15 protein-coding genes are annotated in these 16,927 nt (G+C 57.7%); all 15 read left to right on the top strand.

Features of this window, described 5'->3' with window-relative positions; all coding sequences use genetic code 11:
* Positions 1–47 precede the first annotated feature (47 nt).
* A complete protein-coding gene (locus QCD69_RS21000) occupies positions 48–896 on the top strand; it encodes a glycoside hydrolase family protein (RefSeq protein ID WP_301253424.1) in 849 nt (282 codons plus the stop codon).
* 16 nt (positions 897–912) lie between these two features.
* On the top strand, positions 913–1,284 hold the full coding sequence (locus tag QCD69_RS20995; protein ID WP_301253423.1) for a hypothetical protein: 372 nt from the start codon (positions 913–915) through the stop codon (positions 1,282–1,284).
* Between the two features lie 653 nt (positions 1,285–1,937).
* Positions 1,938–2,207 carry a lysozyme inhibitor LprI family protein gene (locus QCD69_RS20990; RefSeq protein WP_301253422.1) on the top strand — a complete coding sequence of 90 codons (270 nt, stop codon included), beginning with the start codon at positions 1,938–1,940 and terminating at the stop codon, positions 2,205–2,207.
* Positions 2,208–2,309: 102 nt separating this feature from the next.
* Positions 2,310–2,654 (top strand): hypothetical protein, encoded by a 345-nt coding sequence (locus tag QCD69_RS20985; RefSeq protein WP_301253421.1) that lies wholly within the window; start codon positions 2,310–2,312, stop codon positions 2,652–2,654.
* 225 nt (positions 2,655–2,879) lie between these two features.
* A complete protein-coding gene (locus QCD69_RS20980; RefSeq protein ID WP_301253420.1) occupies positions 2,880–3,731 on the top strand; it encodes a hypothetical protein in 852 nt (283 codons plus the stop codon).
* 124 nt (positions 3,732–3,855) lie between these two features.
* On the top strand, positions 3,856–5,841 hold the full coding sequence (gene tagH, locus QCD69_RS20975) for a type VI secretion system-associated FHA domain protein TagH (protein WP_301253419.1): 1,986 nt from the start codon (positions 3,856–3,858) through the stop codon (positions 5,839–5,841).
* Entirely contained in the window at positions 5,841–6,632 is a 792-nt protein-coding gene (locus tag QCD69_RS20970; protein WP_301253433.1) for a PP2C family protein-serine/threonine phosphatase, read from the top strand. Before tagH ends, QCD69_RS20970 begins: the two co-directional genes overlap by 1 nt.
* Positions 6,633–6,650: 18 nt before the next feature.
* Positions 6,651–7,667: a hypothetical protein gene (locus QCD69_RS20965; RefSeq protein ID WP_301253418.1), complete on the top strand. Its 1,017-nt coding sequence runs from the start codon at positions 6,651–6,653 to the stop codon at positions 7,665–7,667.
* 21 nt (positions 7,668–7,688) lie between these two features.
* Positions 7,689–8,498, top strand: coding sequence for a type VI secretion system accessory protein TagJ (locus tag QCD69_RS20960; protein ID WP_301253417.1), 810 nt, complete (start codon positions 7,689–7,691; stop codon positions 8,496–8,498).
* A complete protein-coding gene (gene tssE, locus QCD69_RS20955; protein WP_125290453.1) occupies positions 8,491–9,042 on the top strand; it encodes a type VI secretion system baseplate subunit TssE in 552 nt (183 codons plus the stop codon). Before QCD69_RS20960 ends, tssE begins: the two co-directional genes overlap by 8 nt.
* A 2-nt stretch (positions 9,043–9,044) precedes the next feature.
* Positions 9,045–10,922: a type VI secretion system baseplate subunit TssF gene (gene tssF, locus QCD69_RS20950; protein WP_301253416.1), complete on the top strand. Its 1,878-nt coding sequence runs from the start codon at positions 9,045–9,047 to the stop codon at positions 10,920–10,922.
* The gene (tssG, locus tag QCD69_RS20945) at positions 10,919–11,968 is read left to right on the top strand and encodes a type VI secretion system baseplate subunit TssG (RefSeq protein ID WP_301253415.1); all 1,050 of its coding nucleotides are present in this window, start codon (positions 10,919–10,921) and stop codon (positions 11,966–11,968) included. The genes tssF and tssG overlap by 4 nt, the downstream gene beginning before the upstream one ends.
* Positions 11,969–12,105: 137 nt before the next feature.
* Complete coding sequence (gene tssH / locus QCD69_RS20940) at positions 12,106–14,715, top strand: type VI secretion system ATPase TssH (protein WP_253455481.1); 2,610 nt, start codon at positions 12,106–12,108, stop codon at positions 14,713–14,715.
* A gap of 25 nt (positions 14,716–14,740) precedes the next feature.
* Positions 14,741–16,177: a serine/threonine protein kinase gene (locus QCD69_RS20935; protein ID WP_301253414.1), complete on the top strand. Its 1,437-nt coding sequence runs from the start codon at positions 14,741–14,743 to the stop codon at positions 16,175–16,177.
* Between the two features lie 79 nt (positions 16,178–16,256).
* A partial coding sequence (locus tag QCD69_RS20930; RefSeq protein WP_301253413.1) for a type VI secretion system Vgr family protein occupies positions 16,257–16,927 on the top strand: 671 nt, incomplete at its 3' end.

The raw sequence follows: 16,927 nt of genomic DNA, 5'->3' as shown, positions 1-16,927 counted from the left end.
TATCATTGCCCATTCCCAATTATTTAGGGGTGGGCATTTGCCTTTTAATGAATAATATATTGGCTGAGTTTTTGAGTGTAGAGCTATTAATTATGGAAATATATTCATCAGTAGGAATGCATGGCATCAATAAATATGATGATGTAAAAAAGATTCAGAGCCTTTTAGTAAATAAAGGATATCACCTTAGAATTGATGGCCACTGTGGTAAAAATACTGTTAAAGCAATACGTAAATATCAAAGCCATTTTATTTCTCATCCAGATGCATTAATTGAAGTAGGTGGTGTGACTTTCAGGCATCTTATTGCAGGCTCGTTGGGAAGTAGACCTGATCCTCAGTTGCCTCCTATACAAAATAAAGCTTTTATCGGTGACGGTCCAGGGGTGAAGTATCATCCATCAGGCATGAAACTTAGCGCTAAAGGCTTAGCTTTATTAAAGGACTATGAGCAATTCCGGGCGATGCCTTATGATGATCAGACTGGGAAACCGATAACCGAATTTTGTAAAGGCGCGACGGTTGGATATGGAGTTCTTTTAAGCAATAGAACATTTTTACAATATAAAAATGGAATAACACTTGCAGAGGCAACTTCTTTGCTTGCCGTAAAACTAATTGATTTTGAAGCGACAGTTAAACGTGTAATTACTGTTAATCTGAGTCAAAATGAATATGATGCACTTGTAATTTTTTGTTACAATATTGGGAAGGAGCTAAAAGGGTTCCCGAGTACAACAGTTGCTAAGATAGTTAATGGTGAAGCTAATGGCGATCTTGACGCTGCATGGATGTTATGGAATAAAAGCCAGGGCAAGGTAAATAAAGGTGTAATAAATCGCCGTAAAACTGAATTACGTGTTTATCATAATTCAGTTTACGTAAGGGTCTATTAATTTATACAGGATAAAAATGAAAAAGGTTATGGTTTTTGTTTTATTTTCCTCAGCTGTTGCAGGATGGTCTTCCTTTTCTAATGCAGAAGATACAATGACATTTCATGGAGATAAATATACGGCAAAAATAACATCGCATTGCGCTGAAGGAAATCTTTCTTGTGATAATGTAACTTTTGATTCAAAAAGTAATAAAACGGGGAAGGGGATTATTTTAAAAGGTAATACAGTGAATGTTAACTGCCCTGAAGTATGCGATTTTGCAGGTTATGAATTTAATAATGGTGCCTATAAATACTACTTTGTATCAGGGAACAATAATATTTGGGATCTTGATATATTAAAGAACGGTAAGGTAATCTCATCAGATAAAGGTAGGATGGAATAGATTATATCGATATCTATTTCTTTTTAAATTACGCGAGATTTTTCTGTATTTTTTATTATATTAATCTGGTTTTTTATTTACTTGTCAAAGTTAAGCGAGCTGGTCTTTCTGGAGGCCAGTGAGAAAATAGCATTCAGTTATGTAGGGTAGGTTGTCGCGAATTATTTTACGAACTATCATCATAAATAAAATATCAATAATTATAGGAAGATTCAGATCCCTTATCTTATTCATCCTAAATACTTTACATTAGAAGGAGTAGATAATAATAAAAAATGTTGATCCTTGAACAGCAGTATAGCGTCATCCTTATCTCGGCGATTAGAGGAATTATGGCCGATTTTTCATCAAAGGATGACTAAAAATCTAACCCCGTGTTGATAGCCAGGTCCGTTTATTTCCATTTGGGTTTTACTATAGTGTAGGGGCGCGCATCTTAAAATATGTAGCGCAGGGAAAAGTGTGATATTCTTTACTGAAAAAAGCATTTAAGGATTTTTATGGATAAAATATTTATATTTATCCTCTATAGTTTTTTTCTATTTTTTGCAAATTAATCTTTTGCTGAAGATGCATGCCATAATCCATAATCCATAAGCTGAAGGTGAAGTTTTAAAATATTCCGCTAAGAAAAAGATGGGGTAGAGGCTTTATTGAATAAGCAATTCGCGGAAGCGAAAGAAATTATTGAACACGCATACAGATCGCACGAGGTATTAGGGAGGCAATATTTTGGTGTTCTCCTTGAAGGCCAACGTGGCTGGCTAAAGTACAGAGAAGCTCAGTGTAAACTCAAAACCTTTACTGCTGAAGAAAGCACGCCCGCCAATGCTATTGCAACTAACAAATATATTGCAAAGCTTGACCATGAACGTGCTGAAAATCTCAAAAAAATTCCCTACAAATTATTATGGCGAATATAAACTTCATTCTCACCTTTCAGGTTATAAGACTATCGTTTTTAAGGCAAAACATGCTGTCTGACAGACTACGACCAGAAGCAGCAGGATAGAATATTAAAAATAATGAAAATCTTAAAACTAACTCTTTTTGTTCTCTTTCCAGGGATAAGTTTTTACGCCACGGCCACCAGCACAGCGGAGTCAGCAGTTATACAGGTTGAAAATACCGTTGAGAAAAACAAGCTGGTGACGGACGCCAACTGCGTTAACTACCTGCTAACGGCAGACGCTGAACCTGGTCTGGATCTGATCGACGTAGTGGAAAAGCACGGCGGCGATTGTCCGGGCGATCCCGAGACGCAGCACAGATTATTCAGCGTTTATGTCGATCAGAAAACCAGGCAGATGATCAGCGATAAAGACGATCCGGCAGAGGGCGATTTCACCTTTTTACCACCTGCCGAATAAATGTCGGTGAATGTTCTCTCTTCACCTTGATCCGCTATAAAAATATAAATTTAAGCCACATGTGATTTTCTTACGTAGGTTGCCTGAGCAGAAAGATACTGCGCTAAAAATCAGATTAAGGTGATAACTATCTGTTTAGCGTAATCGCCTGACTGGTTATGTATTTAATACGTCAAAGCAATAATTTATATATCGCTATGCCTTAATTTTTTACCGGAACTCAGCATGAAACGCCTTTTACTCTCTCTTGCCTTATTAACCAACATCGCCGTCGCCAGCCCGCATCTGGCCACGGCAGATGCGGATACGTTTGTGCCTGAACTGGCGCAAAAAGCCCTGTCGCTGGATATCGCTGGCGCAGAGCCGTTCGGCCAGCAGACCTTTGCCGTACGGGATAGCGGCCATTTACTGGGCGTGATGGTGCCGGGCAAAGGTCTGCTGCGGGCCGATATGAACGCCTGCTTTATTGGCTGGTCGCGCGATGGTGAAAGCCTGACAAACCTGGTGCCGACCATTGGCTTCAATCGTTTTGACGGCGAAGCGTGCGAAGACGTGAAAGGCGTGGGCGTAATTTCCTCGCCTGGCGACCGTGAGGTGAAAATCGCTGTGATTTATACCGCCACCACGCTGGTAGAAACCTCGCTGGTTGCGGTGGTGCTGGCGTACGATCCCCAGTCCCGCTCGCTGCTGGTCGATAATGCGCTGTCGCAAAGAGTGAATAATGCGTCAATAGACAGCGTGCCGAAAATTCGTCGCTTTTATGCGGCGCATCCTGCCAATACGGCCACCTTTGACAGCAAAAAATATCTGGCCCGTATTACGGCCTGGTGCGAAGAAGGCAATGTTGACTGCAATGACGTCACGTTGGACTCCAGAAGCAAGCTCAATGGGAAAGGCATATTGCTGCAGGGCAAAACCGTTAATGTGCACTGCCCGGAAGTTTGCGATTTTCGCGGATACGCTTTTGAAAACGCTGATTATACATACACCTTTATCACCAATGACTTTGAACGCTGGACAATGAATATCAGCAAGGGCGACCAGGTGACAGACAGCGTCGAAGGCACGATGCGCTGACGAAACCGTCGCCCTGTTTAAAGCTGTCGGGATAGCGCAATCCATGCCGGGCAGCAATCAGTTTCAACGCCCGCCGGGTCTACCGGCGCGGCCCGAACGCCGAAATCCAACGCAGGAAAACGTGATGCGATTTACGATAATAGCGACCAAAGCTGGCCAGCAGCCGCCGCAGAGCAGCTGCGACTTTCTGCCGCCGGGCGGCACTATCGGCCGTGGCGCCGACAACAACCTGGTGCTGCCGGACGATGACCGCACCATTTCCCGTCTGCAGGCCATTGTACATATCACGGCCGACGGCGAATGCCGCATTACCAACCGCGGCAACGTGACGCTGGTGCACCTGAACGATATTCCGCTGGAGCGGGGTCGGCAGGTGGATTTGCAGGATGGCGACATCCTTAGCATTGATGAGTACCGTTTACAGGTCAGCGAACTCAACGTGGCGGCGCAGCCCGTGGCAAGACCCGCGCCGGTTGCCCGACCGGCCGCGCCGCCGCAGGAAAGCGCGCCTGCCGCCATTCCCAGTGAAATCTGGGACAGCCTGGCGCAGGAGTTTTCTATCAGCGACAACCTGTCCAGCCGCAGCAGGCCGGCGCCAGCCGGATCGGATCCTCTGACGGAAAAAGCGCAGGATCGTAACCCGGTCGATCCGCTGGCGCAGTTTGCCGATAAGCCAGCGCCGCAGCTGGATCGTCGGGATCGCACGTCTGACTCTCTGTTCAGCAGCGAGTCGCTGTTCGATCGGCAAAGCATTTTTGACGACAGCACGCCGGGCACGTTGACGCAGCCGCAGCAGGACAAAAAGCAGCAGCTGGATCCGATGGCGCTGTTCGGCAGCGGCAACAGCACACCAGCCGACGGCGACGATCCGCTGGGGCTGATGATGGGCAACGCCGTCCCGCTGACGCCGGTGGATGAACCGCAGCAGAAGCGGCCACAGACTGCGTTTGTGCCGCCGGCACCAAAGGCGCTGGACAGCCAGCCGCAGACGACCAGCAGGCCAACAAGCAATCCGCAGACGGCTAACGATCTCAGCAAGTCACCGCTGTTTGATACAAACCCGCAGGCCGCTGACGATCTCAGCAAGTCGCCGCTGTTTGATACAAACCCGCAGACGGCTGACGATCTCAGCAAGTCACCGCTGTTTGGCGAAAACCCGCAGGCCGCTGACGATCTCAGCAAGTCACCGTTGTTTGATACAAACCCGCAGGCCGCTGACGATCTCAGCAAGTCGCCGCTGTTTGCTGAACTGCCGCAAAGCGATACGGATCGCGGCCAGCCTCCGCATTTTGCTGAAAACCCGGCGAGCGACGCCGATTTCAGCGAGCCCACCGCCGCCGCGCGGCCGCCGCAGCAGGAGTACGGCGGCATCACCCTGCCGACGCCGCAGGCCGTTGCGCGCAGCACTACGCCGCCGCCAAAAGGCCGTCTGCGCATCGATCCGGTCGCCAATACGGCTTCGCAACAGCACAGCGCTTCCGGCGACGGTCAGCGGCTGGACGGCGAGCTGCTGGAGGCGCTGATCGGCGGCATGGGGCTGAACGATCTACAGCCGACGCCGCGCTTTGACCGCGACGCGATGCAGGAGCTGGGCCAGATGCTCAGCATGTTCTCGCAGGGAACGGTGGCGCTGCTCTCCTCCCGCTCGATCCTCAAGCGCGGCGTAAAAGCGGAAATGACGGTGATCCTCGACGAGGCCAACAACCCGTTTAAGCTGCTGCCTTCCGGTAAATCGGTGCTGATGCAGATGTTCGGCAGCCGGATGCCGGGTTTTATGCCGCCTAAGCAGTCGGTGCGCGATGCGCTGGTCGATTTACAGGCGCATCAGCTGGGCATGATCGCCGGGATCCGCGCGATTATCGCTTCGATGCTGCAATCCTTTAACCCGCAGCAGCTGGAAGAAGAAGCGCGCGAAGAGGGCGCCATCTCTCGCCTGTCGCTGCCCAACAGCCGTAAAGCCGCGCTGTGGGAGCACTTCGCCAAACGCTACGGTGAAACGGCGGGCGAAATTGAGGATGACTTCCATACGCTGTTTGGCGAAGCCTTCCTGCACGCCTACGACATGGAAGTGAACCAGTACAAAGATTCTCAAATCAGATCGGAAGAATGATGAATATCACCATTGCCTCTATGTCGCACCAGGGCGCTCGCGAAAGCAACCAGGATCAGACCGGCGAGCGCATCGGCCAACGCTCGGCCTGCTTCGTGGTCTGCGACGGGGTGGCGGGGCTGCCCGGCGGCGACGTCGCGGCGGCGCTGGCGCGCGATACCATTCTCCAGCGCTTTGACGGCGAGCGACACCTGGACGCACAAAGTATTCGCCGCTACGTTAACGACGCCAACCACGCAATTCGCCAGCAGCAGGCGATCGGCGACCATAAGCGCATGGGCACCACCCTGGTGAGCTTGTTTATCGATCGCGATTTCGACCTGGCCTACTGGGCGCACGCGGGCGACAGCCGCCTTTATCTGTTCCGACGCGGCTACCTTTATCACGTCACCACCGATCACAGCCTGGTGCAGCAGATGAAGGACGCCGGTCACCAGACCGAAGGCATCAACGGCAATCTGCTCTATTTTGCGCTCGGCATGGGCGATGAGGAGCGCGACGCCAGCTACAGCGACGTGGTCGAGATCGAAGACGGCGACGCCTTCCTGCTTTGCACCGACGGGTTCTGGCACGGGCTTTCGCAGGAAAACATGCAGGAGTCGCTGCATATGGTGAATACGCCGGACGAATGGCTGACGCTGATGCAGCAGGTTATCCGCAAAAACGAGCGGCAGGCCGCCGCCAGCCAGGACAATTACAGCGCCGTCGCCGTCTGGGTCGGCGATCCGCAGGACACCACGCTGCTGCATTCGCTGGAAGCCGCAGCGCAGTTTTTCCCTCTTCGTGATTAAAATAAGGCTTTAACCCACATGAAATATTGGCTAACGGGTGTCACCCTGCTGATTGCATCCGGTGCCTGGGCACAGGATTACCGCGTCGTCACCGCTAAATCGCTGCAAATGGATGTCTGGCTCGATAACGTTAAAGATCAGAAGCCTGCCAGCTGGTGCAAGCGCGATGTTGCGCTGCGCATCGTGGCCAACGGTGATAAAGATCCGGCGAAGGTAAACGAGCTGCTGCCGCAGGTCGCGGGCCTGATGTCGCACAGCTGCGCGAAAATAGCCACGTTTCAATGGCAGCTGACCGACAGCAACGGCAAAGCGCTGGCGCACGGCAGCGCCGCTAAAGCGCAGGGCTGGCAAAGCAAAATGGAGGCACAAACGCCAGCGGCCACGCCGGTACAGGCGGCAACACCCACCGTGCCGGTTCAGGCCGCACCGACAGAAACCGCGCCAGCCGCCGCGCCGGTTAAGCCAGAAGATCTATCGCCGCCTGCGGATACCACGCCGTGGATCCAGTTCAGTCTGCTGGACGGCTGCCACTTCCGCACCTGGTGGAATAACGCCAGCCAGGCCAGCGCGCTGTTTGTGCCTGCGAAAGGCGGCGTGACCTGCGGCAGCGACGGCTGGCTCAGCGGCGACAGCCAGCTAACGCAGCTGGGCAAAGGCGGCGCCAAAAGCCGTCAGGTCAGCTTCGTGCAGGGTTTCCCGGTTTCCGGGCTGAACGGCAAAGCGATTGGTCGCGATACGCAGATCACCACCGTCAACAACGAGCGTATGGTGCTGAGCGACGAGCGCTCGCCGCAGAGCTGGATGATCGTGCCTTACGCGCCCGCGCTGAACGGCTGGCAGGCTGACGGCACCGTGGTGGTGGCGATAAGCCAGCAGGAAGCCAGCGATGCAAGTATCCTGAAGGCGCGCCTGGACGAAGTCCGTAAGGTCTGGTCGCCCTATCTGGCCGACGGCGCGGTGATCGTCAAGCTGGTGGATGAAATCCATCCGCAGCTGAAAGATCCGGCCGCCGGTGCTTACCGGACGCTTAACTGACCCCTGTGCCCGAGGAAAGCTATGAAATCTCTGACTCAACTGATGTCCGGCGCCACGCTGTTGGAAACCCTGGCGCGCGTCGAAAGCGATATCAAAAGCCGCCCGGCAGATGCCGACCTGCGCGCCGCCTTCGTACAGCTGCTCTGTCTGGCGGGCCACTGGCCGCGCGCCAAAACCCAGCTGAAATCCTGGCTGGCTTTAAAGCCGCAGGCAAAGCCCACGGTTACGCTGCTGGAGCAGGCCATTACGGCAGAAATCCAGCGAGCGGCGGTCTTTGAAGGCCTGGCGATGCCGAGAATGCCCGGCGAGGCGTTCGCCTGGGCGGAAGCGTTACTGAAGGCGCTGCGTAAGGAGCATGCCGAAGAGGCCGATGAGTTACGCGCGGCGGCTTTTGCGGCGGCGCAGGCCAACCCGGCCCGCGTCACCATGCAGGACGAGCAGACGCAGACCGTGGCATGGCTGATCGACGGCGACGGACGGCTCGGCCCGATCTGTGAGCTGATCGTTAACGGCCATTACACCTGGCTGCCGTTCGCTGCCGTGCGCGAAATGCGTTTTCAGCCGCCGGCGAGCGTCACCGATCTGGTCTGGCGGCACACGGCCGTCACGCTAATCGACGGCAGCGAACAGGTTTGCCAGCTGCCGGTGCGCTATCCGTTTGCCGATACGGCCGAAGACAACCTGCGGCTGGCCGCCGTCACCGAGTGGACGCCGCTGGACGACCAGCAGTTTATCGGCCACGGTCAGAAAACCTGGCTGAGCGAAGAGCAGGATTTTCCGCTGCTGAGCCTGACGCATATTGTCTTTGCAGCGGAAGCCGACGATGAGTGACGGTCGCGATTTGCTGCACGGCGGTTTTCGCCAGCGCGGCAGGGAGACGATGACGGCGCGCGATAAAATGCAGCCGTCGCTGCTGGACAGGCTGACCGACAACGCGCCGGATAAGCCGCAGGAAGCCCCCGGCAGCCGCGTGATTTCGCACGCCACGCTGAAGCGCAACGTTCTGCGTGATTTGCAGTGGCTGTTCAACAGCATCAACAACGAAGCGCAGCAGGATCTTTCGCCGTTTCCGCACGTGCAGCGCTCCGCTTATAACTTTGGCGTTGCGCCGCTGGCCGGACAGCGTATGTCCGATATCGAACTGGCCGACATCCAGCGCAAAATCACCAACTCTATTTTGTACTTTGAGCCGCGCATTCTGCCGGCGGGGCTTCAGGTGCGCTGCATATCAGACACCAGCTCGCTCAGCCTGCACAACATGCTGTCGATTGAAATCAAAGGGCGGCTCTGGTGCGTGCCTTATCCGCTGGAGTTTCTGTTCCGCACCGATCTGGATTTAGAAAACGGCCATTTTGAACTGAAAGACGTAGGGTAATTATGGACAGCAAACTGCTCGATTATTACAACCGTGAACTGGCGTACCTGCGCGAAATGGGGGCGGAGTTCGCCGAACGCTATCCCAAAGTCGCCGGACGGCTGGGCATGAGCGGCATTGACGTGGCCGATCCCTATGTCGAGCGGTTGATGGAGGGCTTCGCCTTTCTGACCTCGCGCGTGCAGCTGAAAATGGACGCCGAGTTCCCGCGCTTTTCGCAGCGGATGCTGGAGATGATCGCGCCCAACTATCTTTCGCCCGTGCCTTCAATGGCGATTGCTGAACTGCATCCCGACGGTAAAAAAGGGGATATCAGCGGCGGTTTCATGGTGCCGCGCGGCACCATGATGGACAGCCAGATGCTGAAAAAAAGCGGCGTCACCTGTAGCTACGCCACGGCGCACGACGTGATGCTGCAACCGCTGCGCATCGCTCACGTGGAACTGGGCGGCGTGCCGGCGGATATCCCGCTTGGCAGCATGGGGCTGAGCCAGCGCGGTGCGGTCAGCGCGCTGCGTATCCGCCTGGAGTGTTTTAGCGAAGTGGCGCTGAGCCATCTGACCCTGAAAGATCTGATGTTTTTTCTCAGCGGCCCGGACATTCAGGCGCAGCAGCTGCTGGAGCTGATGATGCAGCACACGGTCGGCAGCTTTTGCCAGACGGTGGAGCCGCAGCCGCAGCGGGTCGTGCTGGGCGACGACGCGCTGAAGCAGGAGGGCTTTGCGGCTAACCAGGCACTGCTGCCGGAAGATCTGCGCAACTTTGACGGTTACAGGCTGCTTCAGGAATATTTCGCTTTTCCTGCGCGCTTCCAGTTTGTCAGCATCAGCGGCCTGGGCGAGCTGCCTTCACGCTGTGGGCCAGAGGTAAAAGCCTTTGAGATCGTCCTGCTGCTGGACAAAGCCGACGCGGCGCTGGAGCGGACGATCGACAAAAGCCATCTGGCGCTGCACTGTACGCCGGTTATCAACCTGTTCACGAAAACGGCGGAGCGGCAGAAAATCAGCGAAGGCGTGCATGAATACCATCTGGTGGTCGATAACATTCGCCCGCTCGACTACGAGATTTACTCGGTGCAGAAGCTGTACGCCACGGGCGACAGGCAGCAGGGCGAGCAGGTGTTCCGGCCTTTCTGGAGCACCTTCAGCCGTGACGAAGGCGACTACGGCGCTTATTTTTCGCTGCGCCGCGAGCAGCGCACGCTGTCTGAACGCGCGCAGCGTTACGGTACGCGCACCGGCTATATCGGCTCCGAAGTCTTTCTTTCGCTGGTGGATGAGCGCCAGTCGCCGTGGCGCGACGATCTGACCCATCTGACGGCAGAAGTTTTGTGCACCAGTCGCGATCTGCCGCTGATGCTGCTGGCGCAGGATCAGGGCAACTTTATGATGGCGGACTCGGTGCCGGTCAGCCAGCTGACGCTGCGCAAAGGCCCAACGCCGCCGCGTCCGGCGCTGGCGGAAGGCATGGCGACCTGGCGGCTGATCAGCCATTTGCAGCTGAATTATTTAAGCCTGATGGACAGCGACGACGGCCAGGGCGCCACGGCGCTGCGCCAGCTGCTGGGGCTGTATGCCAATCTGGCGGAAGCGCCGGTGGCCCGGCAGATTGAAGGCATTCGCCACTGTCGGCTCAAACCGGTCAGCCGTCGGGTGCCGGAACCCGGCCCGATCGTGTTCGCGCGCGGCATCGGCATTGAGCTGAGCGTCGACGAGCAGGCGTTTTCCGGCGCCAGCCCGTGGCTGCTGGGCAGCGTGCTGGAGCAGGTCTTCGCCAGGCTGGTCGCCATCAACAGCTTTACCGAGCTGACGCTGACCAGCCAGCAGCGCGGCGAGGTCGGCTACTGGCCCGCGCGCATGGGCAAAAGGGCGCTGATATGAACGTGTTGCGCATTCGCAAAACGCAGCGGCTGCCGGAGGCGTTCTGGTCGGGCGTGACGCAGGCACCGTGGCGCTACGACCTGTTTCAGCTGCTGCGCAGGCTGGACGCACAGGGCGGCGAGCGCTATCCGCTCGGCCGCGCGCCGCTGCCGCGCCATGAGCCGTTGCGCATCGGTCAGGAGCCGTCGCTGGCCTTCGCGCCCGCCACGCTGTCAAAGGCCGGCCCGCGCGACAACAGCTCGCTGCACGACATCTCAATTTTAAGCTTCGGCCTGTTTGGCCCGAACGGCCCGCTGCCGACGCACCTGACGGAGTACGCCCGCGAGCGCATTATTCATCATCAGGATCGCAGTATGTCGGCCTTTGCCGACCTGTTTCACCATCGGCTGACGCTGCTGTTTTACCGCGCCTGGGCCGACGCGCAGCCAACGGTATCGCTGGATCGGGAAGACAATCAGCGCTTCGATCGTTATCTGGCGAGCCTGATCGGCATGGGCCAGCCGGGCCAGCTGGCAAAAGGCAGCCTGAGCGATCACGCGCGCTTTGCGGTGGCCGGGCATTTAACCCGCCACGCGCGCGACGTCGAAGGCCTGCAAAAGATCCTCAGCCACTATTTTAAGGTGCCGGTCAGGCTGGTGGGAAACGTGCCGCACTGGCTGCCGATCGACAGCCGCGAGCGGGCGAAGCTGGGCGCGGGCCGCCACGCGCCGAAGCTGGGCGAATCGATGTTTCTGGGCGTGGCGGTGCGTGACGTGCAGCATAAGTTCCGCATCGAGCTGGGGCCGATGCCGCTGGAAACCTATAACCGCTTTCTGCCGGGCGAGGCCTGGACTCTTGCGCTGCGCGACTGGGTACGGCAATACCTGGGCATTGAATATATCTGGGAGCTGAAGCTGATCCTGGCGGCGGAAGAGGCCAAAGGGATCCGGCCCGGCGACGCAACCCGGCTCGGCTTTAACAGCTGGCTCGGCCATTTAAAAAGCGGCGAGCCGCTGCGCGATCTGACCTTCAGCCCGGAACCGGCGGAGCAGGTCGCTGCCAGATAACGTTTTGTTAAAACCCGCACGACCTTGACAGAGAAAGTCACTTTTTCCGGCCGCCTTGCCGAACCGGGCCGCTCGCTTATCGGGCTTGTTCTTTACGGCTCTCTGTTTTAACCGTCATCTACTTACCGAGAACAACCATGTCAGAAATCAGCCGCGCCGTACTGTTCGGCAAACTGGACACGCTGTTATTTACCTCGCTGGAAAGCGCCACCGCCTTCTGCAAGCTGCGCGGCAATCCCTATGTGGAGCTGGTGCACTGGCTGCATCAGCTTATGCAGCAGCAGGAAGGCGATCTGCAACAGGCGATCCGCTATTTTTCACTGGATGAAGAGGCGCTGACGCGCGATATCGTCGGGGCGCTGGATCGTCTGCCTCGCGGCGCCAGCGCGGTGTCGGATCTGTCCGAACATATCGACAGCGCGGTTGAGCGCGCCTGGGTGTACGGCTCGCTGAAGTTCGGCGTGCAGCAGATCCGTGGCGGCCATCTGCTGATTGGCCTGCTGAAAACGTTCAATCTGGCCAACGTGCTGAAAAGTATTTCGCCGCAGTTTGGCCGTATCAGCGCCGATACGCTGCTGGAGCAGTTCGACAGCGTGTTCGCCAACAGCAAGGAGAGCAGCATCACCGCCGCGCCCGTCCAGGAGGGTGCCGTGCCGCAGCAAAAAAGCACGCTGGCACAGTACGCGCAGGATCTGACGGCGCGCGCGCGCGAAGGCAAGATCGATCCGATCGCCGGACGCGATGAAGAGATCCGCCAGATGGTGGATATCCTGATGCGTCGCCGCCAGAACAACCCGCTGCTGACCGGCGAAGCGGGCGTCGGCAAAACGGCGGTGGTGGAAGGCCTGGCGCTGCGCATGGCGGCAGACGACGTGCCGGAGCCGCTACGCAACGTGCAGCTGTGGCTGCTGGATATCGGTATGTTGCAGGCCGGCGCGGGCATGAAAGGCGAATTTGAGGCGCGGCTTCAGGCGCTGATCAATGAAGTGCAGTCCAGCCCGACGCCGATCATCCTGTTTATCGACGAGATCCACACGCTGATCGGCGCGGGCGGCCAGCAGGGCACGGGCGATGCCGCCAACCTGTTAAAACCCGCGCTGGCTCGCGGCCAGCTGCGCACTATCGGCGCGACCACCTGGGCGGAATACAAAAAATATATCGAGAAAGATCCGGCGCTGACCCGGCGTTTCCAGACCGTGCAGGTGCAGGAGCCGGACGAAGAGAAAGCGCTGCTGATGCTGCGCAGCACCGTCACCACGCTGGAGAAGCACCATCGCGTCCTGCTGCTGGATGAGGCCGTGGCGGCGGCGGTTAAGCTTTCGCATCGCTATATTCCGGCACGCCAGCTGCCCGACAAAGCCGTGGCGCTGCTGGATACCGCCTGCGCCCGCGTCGCCGTCAGCCAGAGCGCGCAGCCGCCGCAGCTGGAAGACTGCCTGCACCGCATCCACGCGCTTTCGATTGAAAAAGAGATAGCGGAGCGCGAGGCGAAAGTGGCGATTGGCGATGCGTCCCGGGCGGCAAAAATCAGCGAGCAGCTGGCTGCGCTAGGCCGCCAGCGCGATGAACTGACGGCACGCTGGCAGAGCGAACGCGGGCTGGTGGACGCCATTATCGCGCTGCGCGAGCGGCTGCATAAGGATGATGCGGAAGATGTTGCCGCCCTTCAGCAGCTGCTCGCAGAGCAGCAGCAGCAGCTGAAAACGCTACAGGGCGAAGCGCCGCTGCTGTTTGCCGCCGTCGATGCCAACGTGGTCGCCGCTGTAGTTGCCGACTGGACCGGCATCCCGCTGGGCCGCATGATGAAAAACGAAATCGACGCGGTGCTGAAGCTGGCCGACACGCTGAACGAGCGCGTAATTGGTCAGCGCCACGGCCTGGATCTGATCGCCAAACGCGTGCGCACCTCCCGCGCGCGGCTGGACGACCCGAATAAGCCGGTCGGCGTCTTTATGCTCTGCGGCCCGTCCGGCGTCGGCAAAACCGAAACCGCGCTGGCGCTGGCCGAAACGCTCTACGGCGGCGAGCAGAACATTATCACCATCAATATGAGCGAGTTTCAGGAAGCGCACACCGTTTCTACGCTGAAAGGCGCGCCGCCGGGCTATGTCGGCTATGGCGAAGGCGGCGTGCTGACCGAGGCCGTGCGCCGTCGTCCTTACAGCGTGGTGCTGCTGGACGAAATCGAGAAGGCGCATCCCGACGTGCATGAAATTTTCTTCCAGGTCTTTGATAAAGGCTGGATGGAAGATGGCGAAGGGCGTCATATCGACTTCCGCAACACGCTGATTATTCTGACTTCCAACGTCGGCACGCAGCTTATCAGCGCCATGTGCGCCGATCCGGAACTGATGCCGGAACCGGACGCGCTGGCGGGCGCGCTGCGCGGGCCGCTGCTGGAGGTTTTCCCGCCGGCTTTGCTGGGCCGTCTGCTGGTGGTGCCTTATTATCCGCTGAGCGACGACATGCTCGCCAGCATTGTGCGGCTACAGCTAAAGCGCATCCAGCAGCGTCTGGCGCAGAACCACGGCATCGTCTCCGAGGTGGATGACAGCGTGATTGCACGCATCGTTCAGCGCTGCACCGAGGTAGAATCCGGCGGCCGTATGGTCGATGCCATCCTTACCAACACGCTGCTGCCGCAGATGAGCCAGCTGCTGCTGGACGCACACCGGCGTGAAGAGCAGTACCAGCGCCTGCGGGTAACCCTGCACGACGGCGAGTTCCAGTGTCAGTTTGAGGCGTAAGCCGCAATTAAGAGAGTTGTCCAATATGTCAGAACAAGATATTCCGCGAGCCATTCCTGGCGCTCTGCCGGTGGGCTACCGCTTTAACGAGTTTGAAATTAAAGAGGTCATCGGCGGCGGCGGCTTCGGTATCGTCTATCGCGCCTGGGATCATCAGCTTGAACGCACCATCGCCATCAAAGAGTTTATGCCCGCCTCGCTGGCGGTGCGCAGCGACGATCTGACGTTGGTACTGCGCAGCGAGCGCTTCAGCAAAACGTTTCACGCCGGGCTGAACAGCTTTATTCAGGAGGCGCGCCTGCTGGCCCGCTTTAATCATCCGAATTTGCTGCACGTGCTGCGCTTTTGGGTGCAGAACGATACCGCCTATATGGGCACGGCGTTCTATACCGGCACCACGCTGTCGCAGCTGCACAGCCGCCGCCCGGAGATGATTAGCGAAGCCTGGATCCGCTGCCTGCTGCCGCCGCTGTTCGGCGCTATCAATACTATCCACCGCGAAGGCTATCTGCATCGCGATATCTCGCTGGATAATATCCAGATCCAGGAAAACGGCGTGCCGGTGCTGCTGGACTTCGGTTCCGCCCGCAAGGCTATCGGCAACCTTTCTGATGAAACCGAAACCATGCTCAAGCCGGGCTTTGCGCCGATTGAGCAGTACAGCGACGACAACGAGAGCGAGCAGGGCACCTGGACCGATATCTATGCGCTGGGCGCAGTGCTGCATACGCTGATTGTTGGCTCGCCGCCGCCGGTCAGCGTGGTGCGCAGCATCGAGGATAACTATAAGCCGCTGGTGCAGCAGAAGCCCGCCGGCTACTCGCTGCCGCTGCTGCACGCGATTGACCGCGCGCTGGCGCTGCAACCGGAAGATCGGCCGCAGACCATAGACGAGCTGGCGGCGCTGATGGCGCTTTCCGCCAGCGATATCAGTGAAATCGTTGAGGTGAAGGTCAGCGGGCCTGGCACCATGCTGGTGCCGGTAGAAGAAGAGCAGGCTGCGCCAAAAGCCGCCGGGCTGAAGCGCTTTATGGTGCCTGGCCTGATTGCCGCAGGCGTGCTGGTGGGGATTGGCGTGGGCGCGCTGATGGCGGGCGGCGGCAGCGACGATGCGCCGCAGACGGCCGCCACGAATGCGCCAGCGGCAACTTCTGCGTCTGAGGTGACTTCTGCGCCAGCAGTAACGCCAACGGCCTCTCAGCCGCCAGCGGAAACGGCGAAGGCCGCCGAACCTGCGCCACCGCCGGAGCCTGTCGCCCAGGTCTATATCAAGCTGCTGCCGGGCGATAAAGTAGCGATGAACGGCAATCCGCAGGCGCTGGTGCCGTCGCCGAACGGCTTCGCTATGCTGCAGCTGCCGCCGGGCGATTACCGCTTCAGCATCAGCAACAGCGGCCAGACCCGCGATCAGCGCATTACCGTCGATCGCGAAGGCGTGTGGCTGCTGAACCCGCAAAGCTGAGGCCGCGCGCGCCGCTCAGTTCCTGTCCATTCCTTATCCGCCCGGCGTCCCGCCGGGCCTGCCAGTCCGGGAAATTACTATGTTTGATCGTATCACCGTCATCCTGCCGGTCGAGGGCCTGCTGTTCTGGAAGCTCAGCGGCCGGGAGAAGCTCGCCGACGCCTTTGAGTTCACCGTGGAGCTGCTGAGCCCCGACGCGCGCCTCGACCGCAAAACGCTGCTGGGCCAGCCGGTTACCGTGTGCATCCCCACGCAGGGCATGGGCACGCGCTACCTGAACGGCAAAATCACCCGCGCCGGGGTCTACAGCCAGGAGCTGAACGGCACGCGCTACGCGGTGTACCGCCTGAGCATGGAGCCGGACCTGTGGCCGATGAAGCGCGACCGCAACCTGCGCATCTTCCAGGGGCAGACGGTGGTGCAGATAATCAAAACGCTGCTGGACGAGTACGGCGTGACGGTGGAGGACCGGCTGACGGGCAGCTACCGGGTGTGGGAGTACTGCGTGCAGTACCAGGAGAGCAGCTTTGACTTTATCAGCCGGCTGATGGAGCTGGAGGGGATTTACTACTTCTTCCGCCACGAGGCGGACAGGCACACGCTGGTGCTGGCGGACAGCGCGCGGCAGCACCAGCCTTTTCCGGGCTACGGGGTTATTCCGTACCACGCGACGCCGTCGGGCGGCAGCACCTCCGCCGAGGGCATCAGCGTGTGGGAGATGGAGGACAGCGTGACGCCGGGCATCTACAG

The sequence above is a fragment of the Erwinia sp. PsM31 genome, assembly GCF_030433775.1.
GTDB classification, from domain to species: domain Bacteria; phylum Pseudomonadota; class Gammaproteobacteria; order Enterobacterales; family Enterobacteriaceae; genus Erwinia; species Erwinia aeris.
This window is presented reverse-complemented; position numbering and strand designations above follow the sequence as displayed.